Below are 18,676 nucleotides of genomic sequence, written 5' to 3' on the forward strand. Positions count from 1 at the left end.
AACCTATTCCGGTCCAGCCTGCGTCCTTCGGCGTGGGGGTGGTGTTGCGCCGAACGCTGGGTGGGTAACCTGCCCTGGTCGTTGGCTGATCGGATAGGAGATGATGCCCACCGTGAGCGAACCAGGAAGCCGGCCCACGCACGACCGGCTGTCGCCGTCGGAGGCCGATCCGGCCGTCGCTGGGCTGACGGTCGGGCTCGGTGGCCGGTCCGGCCGGTTCGCCCGGCTCAGCTCGTCCTGGTGGACGCCGCTGCGGATAGCGCTCGCCGTGTGCACGATCACCTTCGGTCTCGGCGTACTGCAGAAGGCGCCGTGTATGGACGCCGGCTGGGACCGGCAGAGCTGGCGGCCGTTCAAGGCGCTGTGCTACTCCGACGTCGGTTTCCTCTACCAGGAGCGCGGATTTGCCGAGGGCAACCGCCCGTTCCTGGACACCGGCGACTACCCGGTGCTCGAGTACCCGGTGCTCACCGGTGCGTTCATGGAGGTGGCGGCGCAGCTGACCTGGCTGGTCACCGGTGATCCAAAGAAGGACCTCACCGACGCGCAGAAGCGCAGTACCGCCGGTGTGTTCTTCGTCGTGAACATCATGCTGCTGTTCCTCTGTGCGCTCCTCACCGTCGGTCTGACGCTGGCCACCGCACGTGGGGTGTCCCGCGGCCCCGGCACGGCCCGTGGGCAGCCGATGGACGCCCTGTACGTCGCTGCCGCACCAGTGCTCGCGGTGACGTCGACGATCAACTGGGACCTGTTCGCGGTCGCACTCACCGCCGGCGCGATGTTCGCCTGGTCGCGCGGCAAACCGATCTGGTTCGGCGTACTGATCGGGCTGGGCACGGCGGCGAAGTTCTACCCGTTCCTGCTGCTCGGACCGTTGCTGATCGTCTGCCTGCGCGGCCGCAAGATGTGGCCGTTCGTCCAGGCAGTGGTGGGCGCGGTGGTCGCCTGGGCGCTGGTGAACGCACCGATCTACCTGCTCGCGAAGAACGAGTGGTTGTCGTTCTGGACGTTCAACGACGAGCGGGAGAGCGACTACGGCTCGATCTGGTACGTGCTCAAGCTGGCCAAGCACGAGGTCACCGACGTCAACCAGCTGAACATCGTGATCTTCGCGGGGCTGTGCCTCTCGATCGCGATCCTCGGGCTGATGGCGCCCCGACCACCACGCTTCGCCCAACTCGCGTTCCTGGTGGTCGCGGCGTTCCTGCTGATCAACAAGGTCTACTCACCGCAGTACGTGCTCTGGCTGCTGCCCCTGGTCGCCCTGGCCCGCCCGCGGCTCCGTGACTGGCTCATCTGGCAGGCGTGCGAGATGTTCTACTGGATGCTCGTCTGGATGCATCTGGCCCAGTTCCTGCAACCGGGCAACCCGGACGTCCCCGACCGCATCTACTGGCTGTCCGTCCTGCTGCGGATGGGCGGGACCCTCTGGCTGATGTTGGTGGTTGCCCGCGACATCCTGCTGCCCGAGAAGGACCCGGTCCGCCAAGGCGACGTAGTAGACGACCCAAGCGACGGCGTGCTCTCCAAGGCACCCGCTCAGCTGGCACCGGCCTGATCCTGCGCAGCTCGTGATCAGAGGCTCAGCTTGGCGACGTCCAGGTTGCCGCCGCTGATCACGACGCCGGTCACTCCGGTGAGCTGGATGCTGCCTTCGAGCAGGGCAGCGAACGGTGCGGCGGCCGCCGGTTCAAGGGCGAGCTTGGTACGCGACATGGCGAGTCGGGTTGCGGCGAGCAGCGCGTCCTCACCAACCCGTACGACGTCGTCGACGTACTGCTGGATGATCGGGAAGTTGCGGGTGCCGCAGATGGGTGCGGCCAGCCCGTCGGCGATGGACCGGGCGGTGGGTAGCCGTTGCGGCTCACCGGCCGCGAGGCTGCGGCTCACCACGTCGGCCTGCTCCGGCTCGATGCCGATGACTCGGATGCCGGGCTTGAGCAGCTTGACCGCCAGTGCGACTCCCGAGATCAGGCCGCCGCCACCGACCGGCACCAGCACGGTGTCGAGGTCGGGGCGATCTTCGAGCAGCTCCAGTCCGAGACTGCCGTGACCGGTGATCACCTGCTCGTCGTCGAACGGATGGACACCGGTGAGATCGCGCTCTCTCCGGATCTCGTCGTACGCGGCGAGGAGGTCGCCGTCCACCAACTCGATCGTGGCCCCATACCCGCGTGCTGCCTCAACCTTGGCCGGTACGGCGGTTGTCGCCATCACCACCGTGGCCGGGATTCCCGCGTCCCGCGCGGCCCAGGCCAGGGCGCCGGCCGCGTTACCCGCCGAGACCGTCACCACACCGCGGGCTCGCTCCTCGGGCGTCAGTTGCAGGAGCTTGGTGAGCAGGCCGCGGACCTTGAAGCTTCCGGTCTTCTGGAACAGCTCGGCCTTCAGCGTGAGCTCGGCGCCGAACTGAGCGTCCAGGGCCGACGAACTGAGCATCGGGGTGCGGTGGATGCGGCCGTGCAGCTGGTCGGCGGCGGTGCGGATCTCGTCGAGCGTCGGCATGGCCCCGACCCTATGCCGCCGCCGGAGCCGGGTTGAAAGTGAAGTAAGTCCATCGACAAAAGACCGTATTCTGAGACGCGCCCCGGAGAGCGCTCCCCGGGATCTACCGTCGTGGTCATGAGGCCGATGCTGACCGTGATCGTCGATCCCAGTGACCGTTGGATGGATCGCGCCGCCTGCCGTGGGCAGGCGGGCGCGTACGACGAGACAGCAACCCGTTTCGAGCAGCGCAAGGCGCGCGAGCTGTGCCTGACCTCATGCCCGGTGCTGAACGAGTGCTACGACTGGGCGCGCCGGACCAAGTACACCGGCACCGCCGCCGGGATCACGTTCCTGGATGGCCGCCGGCGCGGCCATCCGGAGTCTGCTGCCAGCTGAGGTTCAGAGCTGCGCGGCGATGGCGCTGACCAGGTGGTCGGCGGCCGGCGGGTGCTCGGGGATGAAGAGGTAGGGCTCGATGAGTTCGAGCTCCATCAGCAGGAAGCGGCCGTTGACCACGACGCCGTCGACGCGGGCATAGGTCGGTTGGGTGCGTGCTGCGGAGAGCGCGATCTTGGCGCTCTCCAGGATGGCGGGCGTCGGCTCCTCGAGCGTCGACTCGCCGCCGAACATCTGCTGCACCCGGTAGTCACCAGCTGCCGGGCGCTTCACCACCGCGTGGCTGTACTCGCCGCCGAAGAACAGCAACGACCACTCGCCGTCGGTCTGGATCTCGGGCAGGAACGGCTGGACGAGATACACATCGTCGGGCAGTTCGGTCATCGCGGCGTCGAGCTCGGCCGATCCGGCCAGCCCGCGGACGGTGTTGTACGCCGCCCCACTCACGGTCGGCTTGATGACGATCTGCTGACCTTCGAGCCCGGCGACGACCTCGCGCAGGCAGGCGCCCGCCGCGACCTGGGACGGCACGATCGCGACGCCCTGCTCGCGGAGTTCGAGAAGGTAGCGCTTGTCGCTGTTCCAGCGCACCTGGTCGGTCTCGTTCAGCACCAGTACGCCGGCCTTGTCGAGCTGGCCGAGCCACTCGGTGAACTCGAGGTGCCGCGTGTAGTAGTCCCACACCGAGCGCAGCAGGACCGCGTCGAACGCGGACCAGTCGATCGAGGGATCCGTCCAGACAGCGGGGACGGCTTCGAGGCCGGCGGCGTGGAACGCGTCCAGGAGCGGGCGCTCTTCCGGCAGCAGCTCGGGCCAGTCGGCCGAGGTCGCGATCGCGATGCGTTTGGTCACGCTGCTCAGTGTTGGTTGGCGGTCCGGTTCTCGTCAAACTGCTTTGCGGCAACCGGACGATGACGCAGCGTAGTAGTGATGACAACGATGGCAGCGGCGGCCAGGTAGATCAGCCCTTGGCGACTGCCGTGCCCGACGGTGGCATAGGCCAGGTACGACGCCAGCGGTACGGCGATCCACTCGGGTCGCCGGGAGAGCGCTGCCAGCGCGATCAGGGGAAGGCCGTACCAGGGGTAGGTCGGAGTGGCGATCAGCAGCGCAGCGCCGTACAGCCAGCAGCACGTGACGGCCAGCGATTCGCGGCCGCGACGCCGGAACGCGAGCACGGAGAGCGCTCCCGCGAGCAGAACGGCGACGACCTGACGAGCCTCAGGAGGCAGCAGGAGCGAGAGAATCGCGAACCTGGTGCTGCCGTCGGAGAACCCCTCCTGGGTCAGGTAGCCGGGCAGGAAACCGAGGACCAGGGCGCCGGAGGCGGCGACGTACGGGATGTAGGTGGCAACGAAGGTGCCCACGGCAACAATCGACTGGCGGACCCGGAACGCGGGGATCAATAGCAGCGGCAGCAGCTTCACGCTCGCGGCGGCGCCGAGCAGGATCCCGGCGAGCCGGGGGCGCCGGGCCGAGGTGATGACGGCGGCGGTGATGAGCAGGGCGCCCAGAACGTCAACGTGGGCAGCGCTTCCGGCCTCAAGGACCACGATCGGTGACCAACCCCACAGCGCTGCCCAGCGGCGATCCCGTGGTGTTGTTGCTGCGAGTAACCAGGTGAGTGCGACCGCGAGCAGGCCGGCGGCGATCTGCAGCCCGAGCGTTCCCGCCGACCACGGGGTCACCGCCGCGACGAGCGTGAAGTACACCTGTGCGATCGGTGGATAGATGGTCGGTACGCGAGGCCGGTTGATGAGCGTCCGCGGATCGTCGGCGGCGAGTGCGGCCACTGTCGCGGGATCGGTGGAGAGACTCGGGGGAGCGCTCTCTCCCGATCTCTGCGTCGGCGACAGCCCTGGGAACAGGAGTGGATCTCGCAGCTCCGCCAAGGCGTCGTCCAACGGCACATGCGCGTACGGCGAATGTCCGGCCAGCTGGACTCGTCCGTCCCACACGTAGCGATAGGCGTCGGTGCTGGTGATCGGCGCATGGGTCAGCCCGGGTAGCTGGCACAACGCAGCAACCACGACGACCCCGGCGATGCTGAGTCCGCGCCCGAACCGCCAGATCATGGCGCCGACGATCAGACAGCCGATCACGAGGAGAACGTTCGGCCACCAACTGGCGGCGTGCGCCCAGATCGTCAGCACGGCGACGCCGACGGCGACCCCGCCCGCTAACCAGAGGCTTGCCGGGGTGGTGGCGCGGGCGGTCATGCGGTGCGGCGGAGCGTCAGGAAGGCTCGGTGCGGGGTGCGCCAGTCTTCGGTGGGGTGGAGGGCTGTGCTGCGGGCGTGGCGAAGCAGGGTCCGGCTGCCGATTCTTGCCCAGGGCAATGGGGTTGACCGGCGGCCGGTCGAGCTGCGCAGCACGATCGGATCAGTGTCGTCGAGGTCGTCGTCGGGATCGACCTCGACCAGGACCAGCCCGTTGGGACGCACGAGTTCCGCGCAGCGCCGGAGCAGATCAGCGGGGTCGCCGCCGATGCCGATGTTGCCGTCCATCAGGACGACGCTGCCCCAGCGTCCCTCCGCCGGCAGCCGGTCCTGCACCGGCCGCCGCAGCGCCGCCGCACCGCGTGAGGTCGTCAGCGACACCGCCTGCGGCGACACATCGACGCCAAGAGCGGGAATCCCCTGCTCAGCAAGGGCCATCACGATCCGGCCCGGCCCGCAGCCGATGTCCAGGACCGGTCCTTCGCAGCGGCTCAACGCCAGCCGATCGACGTCGTCGGCCGGTGACTGCCACCGGTCCAGCTCGCACAGCGACGGTACGGTCCGTCCATCGATGCCGGTGGCAACCACTCGCGCCGTACCGTCCAGTGCCTGGTCGAACAGCAACCCCGGATGCGCCGCGTGCTGCAATCGCCGGAACAACCGCGACAGCCGTAGCGACGGATAGTCCGCGGCGATCGCGGCCGCATCCCGCGGCGTGTCCATGTCCCGCAACGTCGGCAACAGAAGAACGCGCTTTCCCAGTCTCTCCAGGCGTCGCAGCTGATCCCGGCCGGTGTGCTCGGTCGACATCGGTACGCCGATCAGTGCCGCGTCGTCCGGTTCGCGGAGCCCGAGGCACCAGTACCCGCCGTCCTCGGTCAGTCCGAGCACAGCGTCGTACCCGGGCCAGTTGAAGCTCAGCAGATCGCTCGGCAGCTGCGGTGTGTCCATGCCGACCAGGAGCATCGGCGATCCGTCGAAGGAGTCCTCAAAGGCGGCCGCGAGCCGCTCATCGAGTCCGCCGCCGCGTTGCGGGATCACGTCGAAACCCGGCGGGAGCCAGGGGCCCGGTTCGCCTTCGAGGACCAGTACGCGGCGTCCGGCCGGAGCCGATCGCACGGTCGTCAGCGTGTCGACCAGGGATGCGCGGGCGAGGGCCGCGGCCTCTTGCGGCGTGAACTCGGTCTGCAAACGGGTCTTGACCCGACCGGGAACCGGTTCCTTCGCGATCACGATCAGCGTGCCGCGCGTGGCAATGTCTGCGGTCATGCCTTCAGCACCTTCGACATGTCCAGGACGGCCCGCGCGGCGCCGAGCGGCGTACCGGTGACCTTCGATCGGCCTGAGCGTGGCAGGTAGTCGACATCCACCTCGGAGATCCGCCAGCCGGCATCAGCGGCCCGTACGACGGTCTCGAGTGGGTAGCCCGAGCGCCTGTCGAGCAGCGCGAGGTCGAGCAACGCCGTCCGACGCGCCGCTCGCATCGGGCCGAGGTCGTGCAGGACTACGCCGGTACGGCGCCTGATCCGGCGGGACAGTTCGGCGTTCGCCAGCCGGAGATGCCACGGCCAGACGTCGCGAGAGACCGCTCTCCGGCGACCCACCATCAGGTCCGCGTTCCCGGCCAGGATCGGCGCGGTCACCCGGACGAGCTGCCGCGGGTCGAGGGACGCGTCGGCATCCATGAACGCCACCACCTCGGCATCGGCCGCCTCCAGGCCGGCGTGACACGCGGCGCCGTACCCGCGGATCGAGCAGTGCACGACGGTCGCCCCGAGTTCAGCGGCGAGCTCCGCCGATCCATCGGTCGAACCGTTGTCCACGACAACGGCCCGGACGCCGGCCGGGAGCCGGGTGAGTACCCAGGGGAGTGCCGCCGCCTCATCGAGGCACGGCAGTACGAGATCGACAGCCACCCTTCGACCGTAGGGAAGATCAGGCCTCCGGAGTGGCCGCCGACGGCTACGGGTCGCTTACGGTGAGCGCTCTCTCTGGGTCTCGGTCCAGCGCTGCGGGGTCCGGAAGACCTAGGCTCTGATCGTGGCTACTCGTGTGCTCGTCGTCGATGACGACCCGACCGTGTCCAACGTCGTCTCGGCGTACCTGACCAAGGCCGGGTACGACGCTCGCGTGGTGGCGGACGGGATCGCGGCGGTCGAGGTCTGGCAGCAATGGAAACCGTCGGTCGTCGTCCTGGACGTGATGCTGCCGGGGATGTCCGGTCTGGAGGTCCTGCGCCGGATGCGCGCGGCCGATGACGGAGCCGCGGTGATCATGCTCTCCGCTCGTGGTGAGGAGGAGGACCGGCTGGTCGGTCTGGAGTTCGGCGCCGACGACTATGTCGTGAAGCCGTTCAGCCCGCGGGAACTGACGCTGCGGGTGCAGGCGATGCTGCGGCGCGAGGAGCGGCTGGCCGGGCTCGACCTGACACCGACGAAGCTGAGCGCCGGCCCGATCGCGATCGACACCGCGGCCAGGATCGCGTTGCTGGACGGGAGAGAGCTCTCGCTGACGCATCGCGAGTTCGATCTGCTCGCGTATCTGGTGTCGCATCCGGGCAAGGCGTACACGAAGGCCGAGCTGCTGCGCCGGGTCTGGGGCTGGGACTTCGGCGACTCGTCGACGGTGACGGTGCACGTCCGGCGGCTGCGGGAGAAGATCGAGGCGGATCCGTCGGATCCGCGACTGGTGCTGACCGTGCCGCGCACGGGCTACCGGTTCGCGGGGGAGTCCGAATGAACCGCGACACGATGACGATCCTCGCGCTGACCACCCTCTGGACCTTGGTGGTCGCGGTCCTCGGTGGCGCGATCCTGTGGCAGTTCCGCCGGCGTTCGCTCCGGGTCACGATGATCGTCGCCGCGCTGGCGCCGATGGCCGCGGCACTCGCTGCGGTACTGCAGAGCGTGCGGGCGATGTTCATCTCCGAACACGACTCGTGGGTCGTGCTCTGGACGCTCGCGTTCGCGGCGCTGCTCGGGCTCGGGATGTCGGTGTTGTTGGGTCACTGGATCAGCAAGGGTTCGCGGGATGTCGGACAGCGGCTGCGGCGGTTGGGTACGACGTACGAGCCTTCGGATCGGTCCAGTGGCGCCGTACCGGCCGAGCTGGCGGCGTTGACGGACGAGCTAGAGATGACCCGGCAGAAGCTGGCTGCGTCACACGCGAGAGAGCGCGCTCTCGAGGCGAGCCGGCGGGAGCTGGTCGCGTTCATGTCGCACGATCTGCGGACGCCGTTGGCCGGGTTGCGGGCGGTGGCGGAAGGGCTCGAGGACGGCGTGATCGACGACGTACCGGGTGCACTGCGGCAGATGCGATCGACGGTCGACCGGATGACCGGGCTCGTCGACGATCTGTTCGAGCTGTCGCGGTTGTCGGCGGCGGCGCTGCCGCGGAAACGGTCGGCGGTGAGTCTGCGCGAGTTGGCCGAAGACGTGGCGGGGGAGAACGGCGAACACGCTCGTGCATCGGGAGTTGAGCTCGCGGTGGCGACACCGTCCGGTGACGATCGGCTTGCTGTGCAAGGGGATCCGGACGAGTTGACGCGTGCGGTGACGAACCTGGTGGGCAACGCGATCCGGCACACGGAGCCCGGTGGGACGGTCACGCTGATGGTCGATCGGGAGCCGGACGGACGAGTGCGGCTCGCGGTGACCGATGGGTGTGGCGGGATCCCGGCTGATGATCTGGAACGGGTCTTCGACATCGGCTGGCGTGGTGACGAACAACGGACCCCCGTACCGGCCTCAGCCTCGGGTTCGGCGTCCGCGACGGGGAATTCGGGCGGAGGCGGCCTCGGGCTGGCGATCGCCCGAGGCGTGGTCGAGTCCCACGACGGCCAGATCGGCGTGACGAACGTCGACGGCGGCTGCGCCTTCCAGATCGAGCTCCCACCCGTCGCCGCCCACTAGCTGCTAAGAGCGTCATGGAGCGCTCTCCGAGTTTCAGCGGCAGCGGGTGCCCTACCAAATCGAGCTTCCGCCGTGGCCGCCCAGTAGCTGTGAGTGTGGTGGAGCGCTCTCCGCGTTGCAGCGGCGGCGGGTGCTCTTCGTGATCGTTCTGCGGCCGGTAGTTGCCTACTGGCTGAGAGCTTGGTGGAGCGCTCTCCGGGCGGCGGCTAGGGCGGGGTGGTTGGCGGTGCCGCGACGGTAGGCGAGACGGGTACGACGCTGGATCGGGAGTGGTGTGAGGACGACGCCGAGCGGTGGGGTGGCTACGGCTAGGTCGGGGACGAAGGCGGCGCCTTGGTCGGCGGCGACCAGCGCTAGGACGGCGCCGAAGTCGTCGGCGTGATGGCGGATCCGCGGGGTGAACCCGGCAGCCTCGCAGGCTCTGATCGTGAGCGTGTGGCAGAGCGTGCCGGGTGTGCCGGCGATCCAGGGGGCGTCATTGAGGCTGCTCAGAGATTGAGTACGGCGGGTGGCCAGGTAGACGGTTTCTTCCAGTAGAGGCTCGGTGTGCAGGCCTGGGTGGGGTGCAGCCGGGACGTGGTCGTACTCCTGCACGAGTGCGATGTCGACAGCCTCGGTCCGCAGGGCGTCGGGGACCGAGGCAGGATCGAGTTCGACGACCGTGATGCCGAGGCCGGGGTTTTCGGTGCTTAAGGCAACTATTGCCGGGGTGACGACGGTCGGGATCGCCGTCGGGAACGCCCCGATCCGGAGAACGCCGGAGAGCGCTCTCGCCGCGTTCTCAAGATCAGTGGCCGCCTCCTCGAGCAACGCGAGGATCGATTCGGTGTGCTCGACGAGGCCGTGGGCGGCTGGGGTCAGGATGACGCGGCGGCCGGTGCGTTCGAGCAGCGGTACGCCGGTCTCGCGTTCGAGCGCGGTGAGCTGCTGGGAGACCGCGGACGGCGTGTAGGCGAGTGCCTCGGCGACGGCCGCGATCGTGCCGCGGCGGGCGAGTTCGCGGAGCAGGCGGAGTTTGCGGACGTCGAGCATAAGCTGAGCTTACGCTTTGGAGTGGAGATGCGAACTGGACCTGATGGGTTCACGCGGGTGATCGTCAGGGCATGGCATTCACTGGGCTCTTCGTTCCGCTGATCACCCCGTTCACCGCGACCGACGTACTGGCCGAAGATGCGCTGGAAGCGCTCGCTCACGCCGTTCTCGACGAGGGCGCGACCGGCATCGTCGCGCTCGGCACCACCGGTGAGCCGGCCACTCTCACTCCTGGGGAGCGTCGCCGCGTGCTCAACATCTGTACGGCGGTCTGTGCCGAGCGTGATGCGCCACTGATTGTCGGCGCCGGTTCGAACTCGACGGCCGCTTCCGTCGACGCGCTCGCTGAGCTGACCTCGCCAGTGAGTGCAGCGCTGGTTGTGGTGCCGTATTACACGCGGCCGTCCGAGGAAGGTGTCGTCGAGCACTTCCGGCAGCTTGCCGCGGCGAGCCCGGTACCGCTGGTGATCTACAACATCCCGTATCGGACCGGGCGGACGTTGAGCGCGGAGACGCTGGTGCGGTTGGCGGAACTGCCGAATGTCGCCGGGTTCAAGCACGCGGTCGGCGGGATCGACGAGGACACGATGACGTTCCTGAGTCGCGTGCCCGACGACGTGAGCGTCTTGGCCGGGGACGATCTGTACGCCGGGCCGATGCTCGCGCTGGGTGCTGCCGGCGCAATCCTCGCCAGCGCGAACGTGGCAACGCGGGCCTACGCCGACCTCCTCACCGCCTGGCAGGCCGGCGATGTGGTCCGGGCCAGGAAGCTCGTTCACCAAGTAACCCCGTTGTCGAGAGCGCTCTTCGCCGAACCGAACCCGGTCGTGATCAAGGCGGTGCTCGCTGCCCAAGGCCGGATTCCCACAGGTCACGCCCGGCTCCCGCTGCTCCCTGCCGACCCGAAGACAGCCGCAACCGCTCTCCACGCCGCAACTGCCACTGCACCCATGCTCGTTGCTGCAGGCAAGTAAAGGGTGTACCGACCAACGGGTGATGGTCGGTTGCCGCGGTGCTCAGGGAGCAGTCGGTCGCCTCAGCTGCCGCGCCGGGGCGGACCACTACCCGTTCGTCGGTACGCCGGTTGCCTCTGCCGCGCGGTTAGCTGTCGGCAGCCAGGAGGTCGGCGAGGCCGGTGGGGAGGTCGAGGGTGGGCTTCCAGCCGAGTTCGTCGCGGAGCTTGGCCGACGAGGCGGTGATGTGGCGGACGTCGCCGAGGCGGTACTGGCCGGTGGTGATGGGGGCTGGGCCTTGGTAGGCGTGGGCCAGCTCGGCGGCCAGGGCGCCGATGGTGTTGATGGTGCCGCTGCCGACGTTGTACGCCGTGAAAGGTGGTTGGTGGGGGAGAGCTCCGGCTGCGGTGGTGACGGCGGTGGCGATGTCGTGGACGTGGATGAAGTCGCGGCGCTGCTGGCCGTCTTCGTAGACCTTCGGTGGTTCACCGCGTTCGAGGGCTGAGCGGAAGAGGGCGGCGACGCCGGCGTACGGGGTGTTGCGAGGCATGCCGGGTCCGTAGACGTTGTGGAAGCGCAGAGCCGTGACGCGGCTGCCGGTTTCGCGGGCCCAGGAGGCGGCGAGGTGTTCGCCGTTGAGTTTGCTGGCGGCGTAGGCGTTGCGGGGATCCGGGGGAGCGCTCTCTGCGATCAGCCCGGGGCGAAGCGGCTCGTCGCAGAGCGGGCAGGGCGGGTCGTACTGGCCGGCGTCGAGATCTTCCGGTCGGCGCGGTCCGGGAGCGACCTGGCCATGGCGGTCGCAGTCGTAGCGGCCTTCGCCGTAGACGACCATCGAGCTGGCGTAGACGAGGTGGCGCAGGTTCGCGTGCGCGAGTTCGCGGAGCAGGACGGCGGTGCCGAGGCTGTTGGTGGAGACGTAGTCGTCGATGTCGTCCAGGTCGACGCCGAGCCCGACCTTGGCGGCCAGGTGGATCACGGTGTCGATGCCGGGGAGCGCTCTCCGGAGATCTTCGGCGTTCCGGATGTCGCCGACGATGAGGTCGTCGCTCGGCTCCGGGCGAGTCCGATGAACGTCCGGCCGCAGCGAGTCGAACACCAGTACCTCGTGCCCTTCGGCGATCAGCTGGTTGTGTACGTGCCGCCCGATGAAGCCGGCACCACCAGTCAGGAGAACCCTCATCGCTCCGCCACCCCACTCAACACGTCGGAGCGCGAGGGAGCGCTCTCTGGCGTTCTCGCCTCGGCGGCGGTGCCGTCGAGGGAGTGGTGGCAAGTGCAGTCCGCGGCGATGGGGAGGCGGGGGATCACGTCGGTGAGGAGCGACTTGAGGCGGTCGATGCTGTGGGCAAAGACCTTGTAGACCTCAGCTTCCGTCACGCCGTCACCCTGCTGGAGACCGGCGTCGTGGTCGGTGACGACGGCGAGGGAGGTGTAGCAGAGAGCGAGTTCCCGAGCGATCGCGGCCTCAGGCGCGCCGGTCATCCCGACGACGGACCAGCCCTGCGCGGCGTGCCACAGCGACTCGGCGCGGGTCGAGAACCGCGGACCGTTGATCACCACCATCGTCCCCTCCGGTACGACGTTGCCGGTGGCAATGATCGTGGACCGCCCGACCGGGCAGTACGGGTCAGCGGCAGACGTGTGCACGGCGGCCTCGTCGTACACGGTCTGTGGCCGGCCCCAAGTGCGATCGACGTACTGATCGGGGACCAGGAACGCGCCGGGCGTCAGTTCGGCGCGCAGGGAGCCGACGGCGCAGGGCGCGAGGACCTGGCGGACGCCGAGTTCGCGCAGGGCCCAGAGGTTGGCGCGGTAGTTGACCCGGTGCGGCGGGAAGCGGTGGTCGGCGCCGTGCCGCGGGATGAAGGCGACCTCGCGCCCCGCGACCTCGCCGACGACCGGTGGTTCGCTGGGCGGACCGAACGGCGTACTGACGTCGACGCGGCGCGCGTCCGCCAGGAACGAGTAGAAGCCGGAACCACCGAGCACACCGATATCAACCATGACTCCGACGCTAATTGCGCCCGAGCCACTGATGACGCGATTCGGCCGGACCGTGAGCGCTCCGTAAGGGGTGGTCCAATGTTGCAGTGAAGGTCACCACGGCACTGCTCGCGCTCGCCGTCGTGGCGCTGTTGTTCAGCGCCTACGCGAGCTGGACCGCGGGCCGCCTGGACCGGCTCCACCACCGCGTCGAGCTCGCCCGGGCCGCGCTGGAGACCGAGCTCGCCCGCCGCGCCGCCCTGGTCGCGGAGCTGGCCGGCGCCGGCGTCCTCGACCCAGCGTCGTCGCTCCTGCTGCTTGACGCGGCACACCGCGCCCGTACGGCGGAGCCCGAGGACCGCGAGCAGCGCGAGTCCGCACTGACCCGAGCAGTGAACGCGACGGGGACCGCCGTCGAGCCATGGTCGAGTGAACTGGCGCTCGCGATGCGTCGCGTGCAGCTGGCCCGCCGCTTCCACAACGACGTCGTCGTCTCGACCCGCGACCTCCGCCAGCGGCGGTTGGTGCAGTGGTTCCGGCTGGCCGGTCACGCGCCGATGCCGTCCACCATTGAGCTGGAGGACGGCCGGTGACCGACTTCGAGCAGTACCGGCATGAGCTGCGCGTGCACTGCTACCGCCTGCTCGGCTCCTACGACGAGGCCGAGGACATGGTCCAGGAGACCTTCCTCCGCGCCTGGCGGGGCCGCGACACGTTCAGAGGCCAGTCCAGCTTCCGCACCTGGCTCTACCGGATCGCGACCAACCTCTGCATCGACGACGTACGCCGGCCGCGTCGCGTGCTGCCCTACCAGCTCGAGCCCGCGTCGTTCCCGGCCGCGGCCCTGCCGGCCAGAGACGACCTCCCGTGGGTACAGCCCTACCCAGACGTGCTGCTGGACCGAGCCGAGGAGCCGGACGCCCAGCTGGTACGGCGGGAGACGATCGAGCTCGCGTTCCTGATCGCCATCCAGCACCTACCGCCGCGGCAGCGCGCCGTACTGATCTTCCGTGACGTACTCGGCTGGTCCGCCAAGGAGACGGCGGCCATGATGGACCTGACCGCCGCCGCGGTGAACTCGGCGCTCCAGCGAGCCAGACCGGTGATGAAGGCGCAACTGCCACCGCACCGGGCCGAGTGGTCCGCTACGCCGTCCACGGCCGAGGAGCACGCGTTGCTGCGCAAGTACGTCGACGCCTGGGAGGCGGGCGACCCGGATGCGCTCACCGCGCTCATGCACGAGGACGTGCGGATCACGATGCCGCCGTACCCGTTCTGGTTCGAAGGGCGCGAGTCGGCGCGCCACACGATTGTCGCGAACCTGGACCCGGCGTACCGGGGGCAGTGGCGCTACCTGCCCACGTCCGTCAACCGGCAGCCCACCCTGGCCGCCTACCTGCGTGAACCGGGTGACACCGCGTTCCGCCCGTTCGGGCTGGACGTCTTCCGGATCGAGAACGGGCTCATCGCCGAGCTGACCGCGTTCCAGCTCACGGACTTCGCCGCCCACAACCTGCCGCCCTACTTGGCCTCCGCATAGGTCTTCACGGTCGCCGTGCTGAATGCGAACCGCGTGGGCGTCGGGCCAAAGGTCAGCGTGCCGGCGAGATCACTCGCGGTCTGGATCGCGTCAGCCACGACCGGGGCCTCCTCGGTCGGGCAATGCACGATGACCTCGTCATGCTGGAAGAAGACGAGCTCGGCCTTCAACGGACCTAGCGCCTGCCGCAGCGCCGCGAGCATCAGCAACGCCCAGTCGGCCGCACTGCCCTGTACGACGAAGTTCCGGGTGAAGCGGCCGCGGGCTCTCGCATGCCGAGAGTCGGTCTGCGGTTCGTCGACGGGCGGACCTTCGAGCGTCGCGGCATCGAGCGGCGCACCACTCGGCGGGCAGGTGCGACCGAGCCACGTGCGCACGAGCTTGCCCTCTTCACCCGCGCGGGCGGCATCGTCGACGTACTGGACGGCTTGCGGGAATCGCTTGCGCAGCATGGCGAGGTTCTTCAGCCCGTCGCCGGAGGTCTGCCCGTAGATCGCGCCCAGTACGGCGATCTTGGCCGTCGCGCGGTCACCGGAGAAGGCCGCGTCCGATACCGCCTTGTAGAGGTCGCCGGGATCACTCGCGACCTCCATCAGCGCCCGGTCGCGGGAGATCGCGGCGAGGATCCGCGGCTCGAGCTGCGACGCATCGGCCACGACCAGGCTCCAGCCGGGATCGGCGACCACCGCGCGCCGGATCACCTTCGGGATCTGCAGACCGCCACCACCGTTGGTGATCCAGCGCCCCGACACCGTGCCCCCCGGCACGAACCCAGGCCGGAACCGCCCGTCGTGCACCCAGTCGTTGAGCCAGGACCACCCGTTCGCCGTGTAGATCCGGTAGAGCTTCTTGTACTCGATCAGGGGCTCGACGGCCGGATGATCGATCGTCTCCAGCTCCCAGCGGCGTGTGCTCTTCAGCTGGAAACCGGCCTGCTTGAACGCCTTCAGTACGTCGACCGGCAGGTCGGGCCGGACCCGTCGACCGAACGCCGCGGACACCTGCTCGGCCAACTCGGTCAACCGGCGCGGCTCACCCGTCCCGCCGAACCGCTCACCCAGCAACTCAGCCAGCATCTCGCGATGCACCGAAGCGCTCCACGGCAGCCCGGCCCTGTCCATCTCCGCGGCGACCAGCATCCCGGACGACTCCGACGCGGTCAGCAACCGCATCCGCTCCGGATGCTCGGTCTCCCCATGCCGCCGGAGCTGATCGGCGTACACGCGGAGCAGCGCCTCGAACGCGATCGGCTCCTCCTGGATCTCGAACAGCGACGACTGCTCACCCGGTACGACGGCGCGCAGCGGCGGATCGGGCGGAACCGGCGCACCCGTCATCCGGGCCCACGCGGCCGCCGCCGACCGCGGTTCGCCGAGCCGGCCCGCGTGACCGAGCAGCAGGCCCTCACTGTTCTCGATGTCGTAGCAACGCTCGACCCGCACACCACTGGCCAGCAGCCGCGGGTAGATCTCGGCCGACGCCCGCCAGACCCACCGCGTCACCTCCGGCCGCGACCCGACCGCGGCGGCGAGGTCGGGCTCATGCAGGATCGGCCCGGCAGGCTGCCCGTCCGGATGCAGAGCGACGAGCACCGCCCCGCCACCCTCCTCCGCCGCAATCGCCCACCTCTCGTCCATGCCTAGATCCTCACACCCTCCACCGACACTTTCCGACCTCGAGCACCCGACAACCGTGTGCGGCGGCTGAGCCGTGCTCAAGGTGGTGCGCGGGGGCGCGGTGGGGGCTTTGGGCACGGTTCAGTCGTTTGCGGGCGGGGTGGGTGGTTGAGCGGTGGTCGAAGTGGGGGGTGAGGCCAGTGGTGGGAGACTGGACTTATGTGGCGGGCGGGAGATCTGGAACCGGCGGACGGGACCAAGACCGAACAGGTCGAGGCGCTGGTGTTGCGGCGGATCGAGCGGGGGGACCTGTCGATCGGTTCGCGGTTGCCGTCGGAGCGGGTGCTGGCGGAGCGTCTCGGGCTGAGCCGGGTGACGGTGGTCCGGGCTCTCGACCATCTGCGGGCGGACGGCGTACTGGAGACGAAGCGTGGTTCTGGGACGCACGTGCGGCCGACGGACCGTCTGCTCGACCCGATCGCGCCGGCGTCGACTGTGAGCGCGGGGGATCAGCCTCTGCTCGACCTGCGGTTCGCTACGACGGCGGCGCCACATGACGTGGTCGAGGCCGCGGCACAGGTGGTTGAGGACAGCCTGCCGCAGGCCATGGGTGGTGACGGTCCACCGTCTGGTGGTTCTCTTGAGCTCCGTACGGCGCTCGCCGCGCGGCTGACGTCTGAGGGTGTACCGACTGACCCGGACCAGCTCACGCTGACTGTCGGCGCAGCGGCCGGTCTGAACGCCGCCCTAGCCGGACTGGACCTCGGACCGGGTGTAGCGATCACCGAGACCCCGACGTACCCGGCTGCCTTCGACCTGCTGCGCAAGCACCGGCTGGACGTTGCTGGGTGGCCCGCTGGAGTGTGGGACACCGACCAGCTCGCACACCTGTGCAGACGGCACCGGCCGAAGGTCATCTACCTGCAGGCTGATAACCACAACCCAACTGGCCTCAGCCTCCCGGCAGACCGCCGTACGACGGTTGTCGAGATCGCCCGGCGTTATGGCGCCGCTCTGATCAGCGACGAGACCATGCGACCGCTCTGGCTGGCCAGTGGGGCGCAGGCCGACCCGCTGAGCCGCTACCCACGCACGGTGAGCGTCGGCTCGTTGTCGAAGACGGTGTGGGGCGGGCTGCGTGTCGGCTGGGTCCGGACCGGCAAACAACTCAGGCGTCGGATCAACACGGCCGCCCAGCTCAGTGTGGCGTCGCCGAGTGCACTGGACGACCTGCTGGCCCAGGCGATCGTGCAGAAGCTCGACAAGGTGATCAGCAGGCGTCGTACTCGCCTCCGCGCCAATCTGCACGCCCTGGAGACCGGACTGCGGACGCTGGACGGCGTGACCTGGGCCACGCCGACAGGTGGGATGACGCTCTGGCTGGAACTGACCGACGTACGGGCTCGGCGGGTGCTGGACGCAGCGCGGGAACACGGTCTCCTGCTCGGCTCAGGCGACCTGTTCACGCCGGACGGCACCGATCGGCGGCACATCCGGATCCCGTTCACCGCGCCGCCGGCCACGCTCCGGCTGGTTGTCGCTCGCCTCGGCGACGCGCTCGCTCAGTCCACTTGAATCAAGGTGGACTGAAGATCGGTGCTTGGTCCGCCCTAACCTGGTGAGCGAGCCCCACGACCAGGAGGATGCAGTGACTGAGAACGTGACCGGTACCGCGAAGGTCAAGCGCGGAATGGCGGAGATGCTCAAGGGTGGCGTGATCATGGACGTCGTCACCGCCGAGCAGGCCAAGATCGCCGAGGACGCCGGCGCGGTCGCCGTGATGGCGCTGGAGCGGGTTCCGGCCGACATCCGCGCCCAGGGCGGCGTCTCCCGGATGAGCGACCCGGACATGATCGAGAGCATCGTCAACACCGTGTCGATCCCGGTGATGGCCAAGGCCCGGATCGGTCACTTCGTCGAGGCCCAGGTGCTGCAGAGCCTCGGCGTCGACTACATCGACGAGTCCGAGGTGCTCACCCCGGCCGACTACGCCAACCACATCGACAAGTGGAACTTCACCGTCCCCTTCGTCTGTGGCGCGACCAACCTGGGCGAGGCGCTGCGCCGGATCACCGAGGGCGCGGCGATGATCCGCTCCAAGGGCGAGGCCGGTACCGGTGACGTCTCCAACGCCACCACCCACATGCGCCAGATCCGCCAGGAGCTCCGCAAGCTGCAGAACCTGCCCGAGGACGAGCTGTACGTCGCCGCCAAGGAACTGCAGGCGCCGTACGAGCTGGTCAAGGAGGTCGCCGCCCTCGGCAAGCTCCCCGTCGTCCTGTTCACCGCCGGCGGCATCGCCACCCCCGCCGACGCCGCCATGATGATGCAGCTCGGCGCCGAAGGCGTCTTCGTCGGCTCCGGCATCTTCAAGTCCGGCAACCCGGCCCAGCGCGCCGAGGCGATCGTCAAGGCCACCACCTTCTACGACGACCCCGACGTGATCGCCAAGGTCTCCCGTGGCCTCGGCGAGGCCATGGTCGGCATCAACGTCGACGAGATCCCGCAGCCCCACCGCCTCGCCGAGCGCGGCTGGTAGC

General features: G+C 69.1%; 18 protein-coding genes. 9 read left to right on the forward strand and 9 right to left on the reverse strand.

Going from position 1 to position 18,676, the window contains the following annotated elements; all coding sequences use genetic code 11:
* The first annotated feature begins 112 nt into the window (after positions 1 to 112).
* Positions 113 to 1,558: a glycosyltransferase family 87 protein gene (locus ACIA49_RS24470; protein WP_396379637.1), complete on the forward strand. Its 1,446-nt coding sequence runs from the start codon at positions 113 to 115 to the stop codon at positions 1,556 to 1,558.
* Positions 1,559 to 1,575: 17 nt separating this feature from the next.
* Here the strand turns inward: ACIA49_RS24470 and ACIA49_RS24475 are convergent, their stop codons facing one another.
* A complete protein-coding gene (locus ACIA49_RS24475; protein WP_396379638.1) occupies positions 1,576 to 2,505 on the reverse strand; it encodes a threonine/serine dehydratase in 930 nt (309 codons plus the stop codon).
* A gap of 117 nt (positions 2,506 to 2,622) precedes the next feature.
* Here ACIA49_RS24475 and ACIA49_RS24480 point away from each other — a divergent pair, with 117 nt between their 5' ends.
* Positions 2,623 to 2,883, forward strand: a complete 261-nt coding sequence (locus ACIA49_RS24480; protein WP_396379639.1) for a WhiB family transcriptional regulator — start codon at positions 2,623 to 2,625, stop codon at positions 2,881 to 2,883.
* 3 nt (positions 2,884 to 2,886) lie between these two features.
* Here ACIA49_RS24480 and ACIA49_RS24485 read toward each other — a convergent pair whose 3' ends face one another.
* From ACIA49_RS24485 to ACIA49_RS24500, 4 genes are read right to left on the reverse strand one after another with little or no spacing between them, the layout of a single operon-like run.
* Complete coding sequence (locus ACIA49_RS24485; protein ID WP_396379640.1) at positions 2,887 to 3,735, reverse strand: RimK family alpha-L-glutamate ligase; 849 nt, start codon at positions 3,733 to 3,735, stop codon at positions 2,887 to 2,889.
* 5 nt (positions 3,736 to 3,740) lie between these two features.
* On the reverse strand, positions 3,741 to 5,102 hold the full coding sequence (locus ACIA49_RS24490; RefSeq protein WP_396379641.1) for a glycosyltransferase 87 family protein: 1,362 nt from the start codon (positions 5,100 to 5,102) through the stop codon (positions 3,741 to 3,743).
* On the reverse strand, positions 5,099 to 6,370 hold the full coding sequence (locus tag ACIA49_RS24495) for a DUF2064 domain-containing protein (protein ID WP_396379642.1): 1,272 nt from the start codon (positions 6,368 to 6,370) through the stop codon (positions 5,099 to 5,101). The genes ACIA49_RS24490 and ACIA49_RS24495 overlap by 4 nt, the downstream gene beginning before the upstream one ends.
* Entirely contained in the window at positions 6,367 to 7,017 is a 651-nt protein-coding gene (locus ACIA49_RS24500; protein WP_396379643.1) for a glycosyltransferase family 2 protein, read from the reverse strand. Before ACIA49_RS24500 ends, ACIA49_RS24495 begins: the two co-directional genes overlap by 4 nt.
* A gap of 124 nt (positions 7,018 to 7,141) precedes the next feature.
* On the opposite strand from ACIA49_RS24500, the gene ACIA49_RS24505 reads away from it, so the two are divergent.
* Positions 7,142 to 7,840, forward strand: coding sequence for a response regulator transcription factor (locus ACIA49_RS24505; protein ID WP_396379644.1), 699 nt, complete (start codon positions 7,142 to 7,144; stop codon positions 7,838 to 7,840).
* Complete coding sequence (locus ACIA49_RS24510) at positions 7,837 to 9,012, forward strand: sensor histidine kinase (protein ID WP_396379645.1); 1,176 nt, start codon at positions 7,837 to 7,839, stop codon at positions 9,010 to 9,012. The genes ACIA49_RS24505 and ACIA49_RS24510 overlap by 4 nt, the downstream gene beginning before the upstream one ends.
* A gap of 165 nt (positions 9,013 to 9,177) precedes the next feature.
* On the opposite strand, the gene ACIA49_RS24515 is transcribed toward ACIA49_RS24510, so the two are convergent.
* Positions 9,178 to 10,044, reverse strand: a complete 867-nt coding sequence (locus tag ACIA49_RS24515; RefSeq protein WP_396379646.1) for a LysR family transcriptional regulator — start codon at positions 10,042 to 10,044, stop codon at positions 9,178 to 9,180.
* A 71-nt stretch (positions 10,045 to 10,115) separates the two neighbouring features.
* Here ACIA49_RS24515 and dapA point away from each other — a divergent pair, with 71 nt between their 5' ends.
* Positions 10,116 to 11,018, forward strand: coding sequence for a 4-hydroxy-tetrahydrodipicolinate synthase (gene dapA / locus ACIA49_RS24520; protein ID WP_396379647.1), 903 nt, complete (start codon positions 10,116 to 10,118; stop codon positions 11,016 to 11,018).
* A gap of 127 nt (positions 11,019 to 11,145) precedes the next feature.
* Here dapA and ACIA49_RS24525 read toward each other — a convergent pair whose 3' ends face one another.
* Both ACIA49_RS24525 and ACIA49_RS24530 read right to left on the reverse strand, forming a co-directional pair.
* Entirely contained in the window at positions 11,146 to 12,177 is a 1,032-nt protein-coding gene (locus ACIA49_RS24525) for an NAD-dependent epimerase/dehydratase family protein (protein WP_396379648.1), read from the reverse strand.
* Entirely contained in the window at positions 12,174 to 13,001 is an 828-nt protein-coding gene (locus ACIA49_RS24530; protein WP_396379649.1) for an S-methyl-5'-thioadenosine phosphorylase, read from the reverse strand. The genes ACIA49_RS24525 and ACIA49_RS24530 overlap by 4 nt, the downstream gene beginning before the upstream one ends.
* Before the next feature lie 86 nt (positions 13,002 to 13,087).
* Here ACIA49_RS24530 and ACIA49_RS24535 point away from each other — a divergent pair, with 86 nt between their 5' ends.
* Positions 13,088 to 13,573, forward strand: a complete 486-nt coding sequence (locus ACIA49_RS24535; protein ID WP_396379650.1) for a hypothetical protein — start codon at positions 13,088 to 13,090, stop codon at positions 13,571 to 13,573.
* Positions 13,570 to 14,520, forward strand: coding sequence for an RNA polymerase subunit sigma-70 (locus ACIA49_RS24540; RefSeq protein ID WP_396379651.1), 951 nt, complete (start codon positions 13,570 to 13,572; stop codon positions 14,518 to 14,520). The genes ACIA49_RS24535 and ACIA49_RS24540 overlap by 4 nt, the downstream gene beginning before the upstream one ends.
* Here ACIA49_RS24540 and ACIA49_RS24545 read toward each other — a convergent pair.
* The gene (locus ACIA49_RS24545) at positions 14,502 to 16,157 is read right to left on the reverse strand and encodes a bifunctional 3'-5' exonuclease/DNA polymerase (RefSeq protein WP_396379652.1); all 1,656 of its coding nucleotides are present in this window, start codon (positions 16,155 to 16,157) and stop codon (positions 14,502 to 14,504) included. The genes ACIA49_RS24540 and ACIA49_RS24545 overlap by 19 nt on opposite strands.
* Before the next feature lie 198 nt (positions 16,158 to 16,355).
* Between ACIA49_RS24545 and ACIA49_RS24550 the strand changes: the two genes are divergently transcribed.
* Together ACIA49_RS24550 and pdxS are read left to right on the forward strand one after the other, a co-directional pair.
* Positions 16,356 to 17,711, forward strand: a complete 1,356-nt coding sequence (locus ACIA49_RS24550; protein ID WP_396379653.1) for a PLP-dependent aminotransferase family protein — start codon at positions 16,356 to 16,358, stop codon at positions 17,709 to 17,711.
* Between the two features lie 73 nt (positions 17,712 to 17,784).
* Positions 17,785 to 18,675: a pyridoxal 5'-phosphate synthase lyase subunit PdxS gene (gene pdxS, locus ACIA49_RS24555; protein ID WP_391545340.1), complete on the forward strand. Its 891-nt coding sequence runs from the start codon at positions 17,785 to 17,787 to the stop codon at positions 18,673 to 18,675.
* Position 18,676 lies beyond the last annotated feature (1 nt).

Source organism: Kribbella sp. NPDC051587, from assembly GCF_044453945.1.
Classification (GTDB): Bacteria; Actinomycetota; Actinomycetes; order Propionibacteriales; family Kribbellaceae; genus Kribbella.

What these genes read in the sequence shown, in the direction of transcription:
- ACIA49_RS24545 (WP_396379652.1), bottom strand. Translation starts at nt 16,157, where the DNA reads ATGGACGAGAGGTGGGCGATTGCGGCGGAGGAGGGTGGCGGGGCGGTG.
- ACIA49_RS24530 (WP_396379649.1), bottom strand. Translation starts at nt 13,001, where the DNA reads ATGGTTGATATCGGTGTGCTCGGTGGTTCCGGCTTCTACTCGTTCCTG.
- ACIA49_RS24480 (WP_396379639.1), top strand. Translation starts at nt 2,623, where the DNA reads ATGAGGCCGATGCTGACCGTGATCGTCGATCCCAGTGACCGTTGGATG.
- ACIA49_RS24475 (WP_396379638.1), bottom strand. Translation starts at nt 2,505, where the DNA reads ATGCCGACGCTCGACGAGATCCGCACCGCCGCCGACCAGCTGCACGGC.
- ACIA49_RS24510 (WP_396379645.1), top strand. Translation starts at nt 7,837, where the DNA reads ATGAACCGCGACACGATGACGATCCTCGCGCTGACCACCCTCTGGACC.
- ACIA49_RS24490 (WP_396379641.1), bottom strand. Translation starts at nt 5,102, where the DNA reads ATGACCGCCCGCGCCACCACCCCGGCAAGCCTCTGGTTAGCGGGCGGG.
- ACIA49_RS24550 (WP_396379653.1), top strand. Translation starts at nt 16,356, where the DNA reads ATGTGGCGGGCGGGAGATCTGGAACCGGCGGACGGGACCAAGACCGAA.
- ACIA49_RS24525 (WP_396379648.1), bottom strand. Translation starts at nt 12,177, where the DNA reads ATGAGGGTTCTCCTGACTGGTGGTGCCGGCTTCATCGGGCGGCACGTA.
- ACIA49_RS24495 (WP_396379642.1), bottom strand. Translation starts at nt 6,370, where the DNA reads ATGACCGCAGACATTGCCACGCGCGGCACGCTGATCGTGATCGCGAAG.
- ACIA49_RS24515 (WP_396379646.1), bottom strand. Translation starts at nt 10,044, where the DNA reads ATGCTCGACGTCCGCAAACTCCGCCTGCTCCGCGAACTCGCCCGCCGC.
- dapA (WP_396379647.1), top strand. Translation starts at nt 10,116, where the DNA reads ATGGCATTCACTGGGCTCTTCGTTCCGCTGATCACCCCGTTCACCGCG.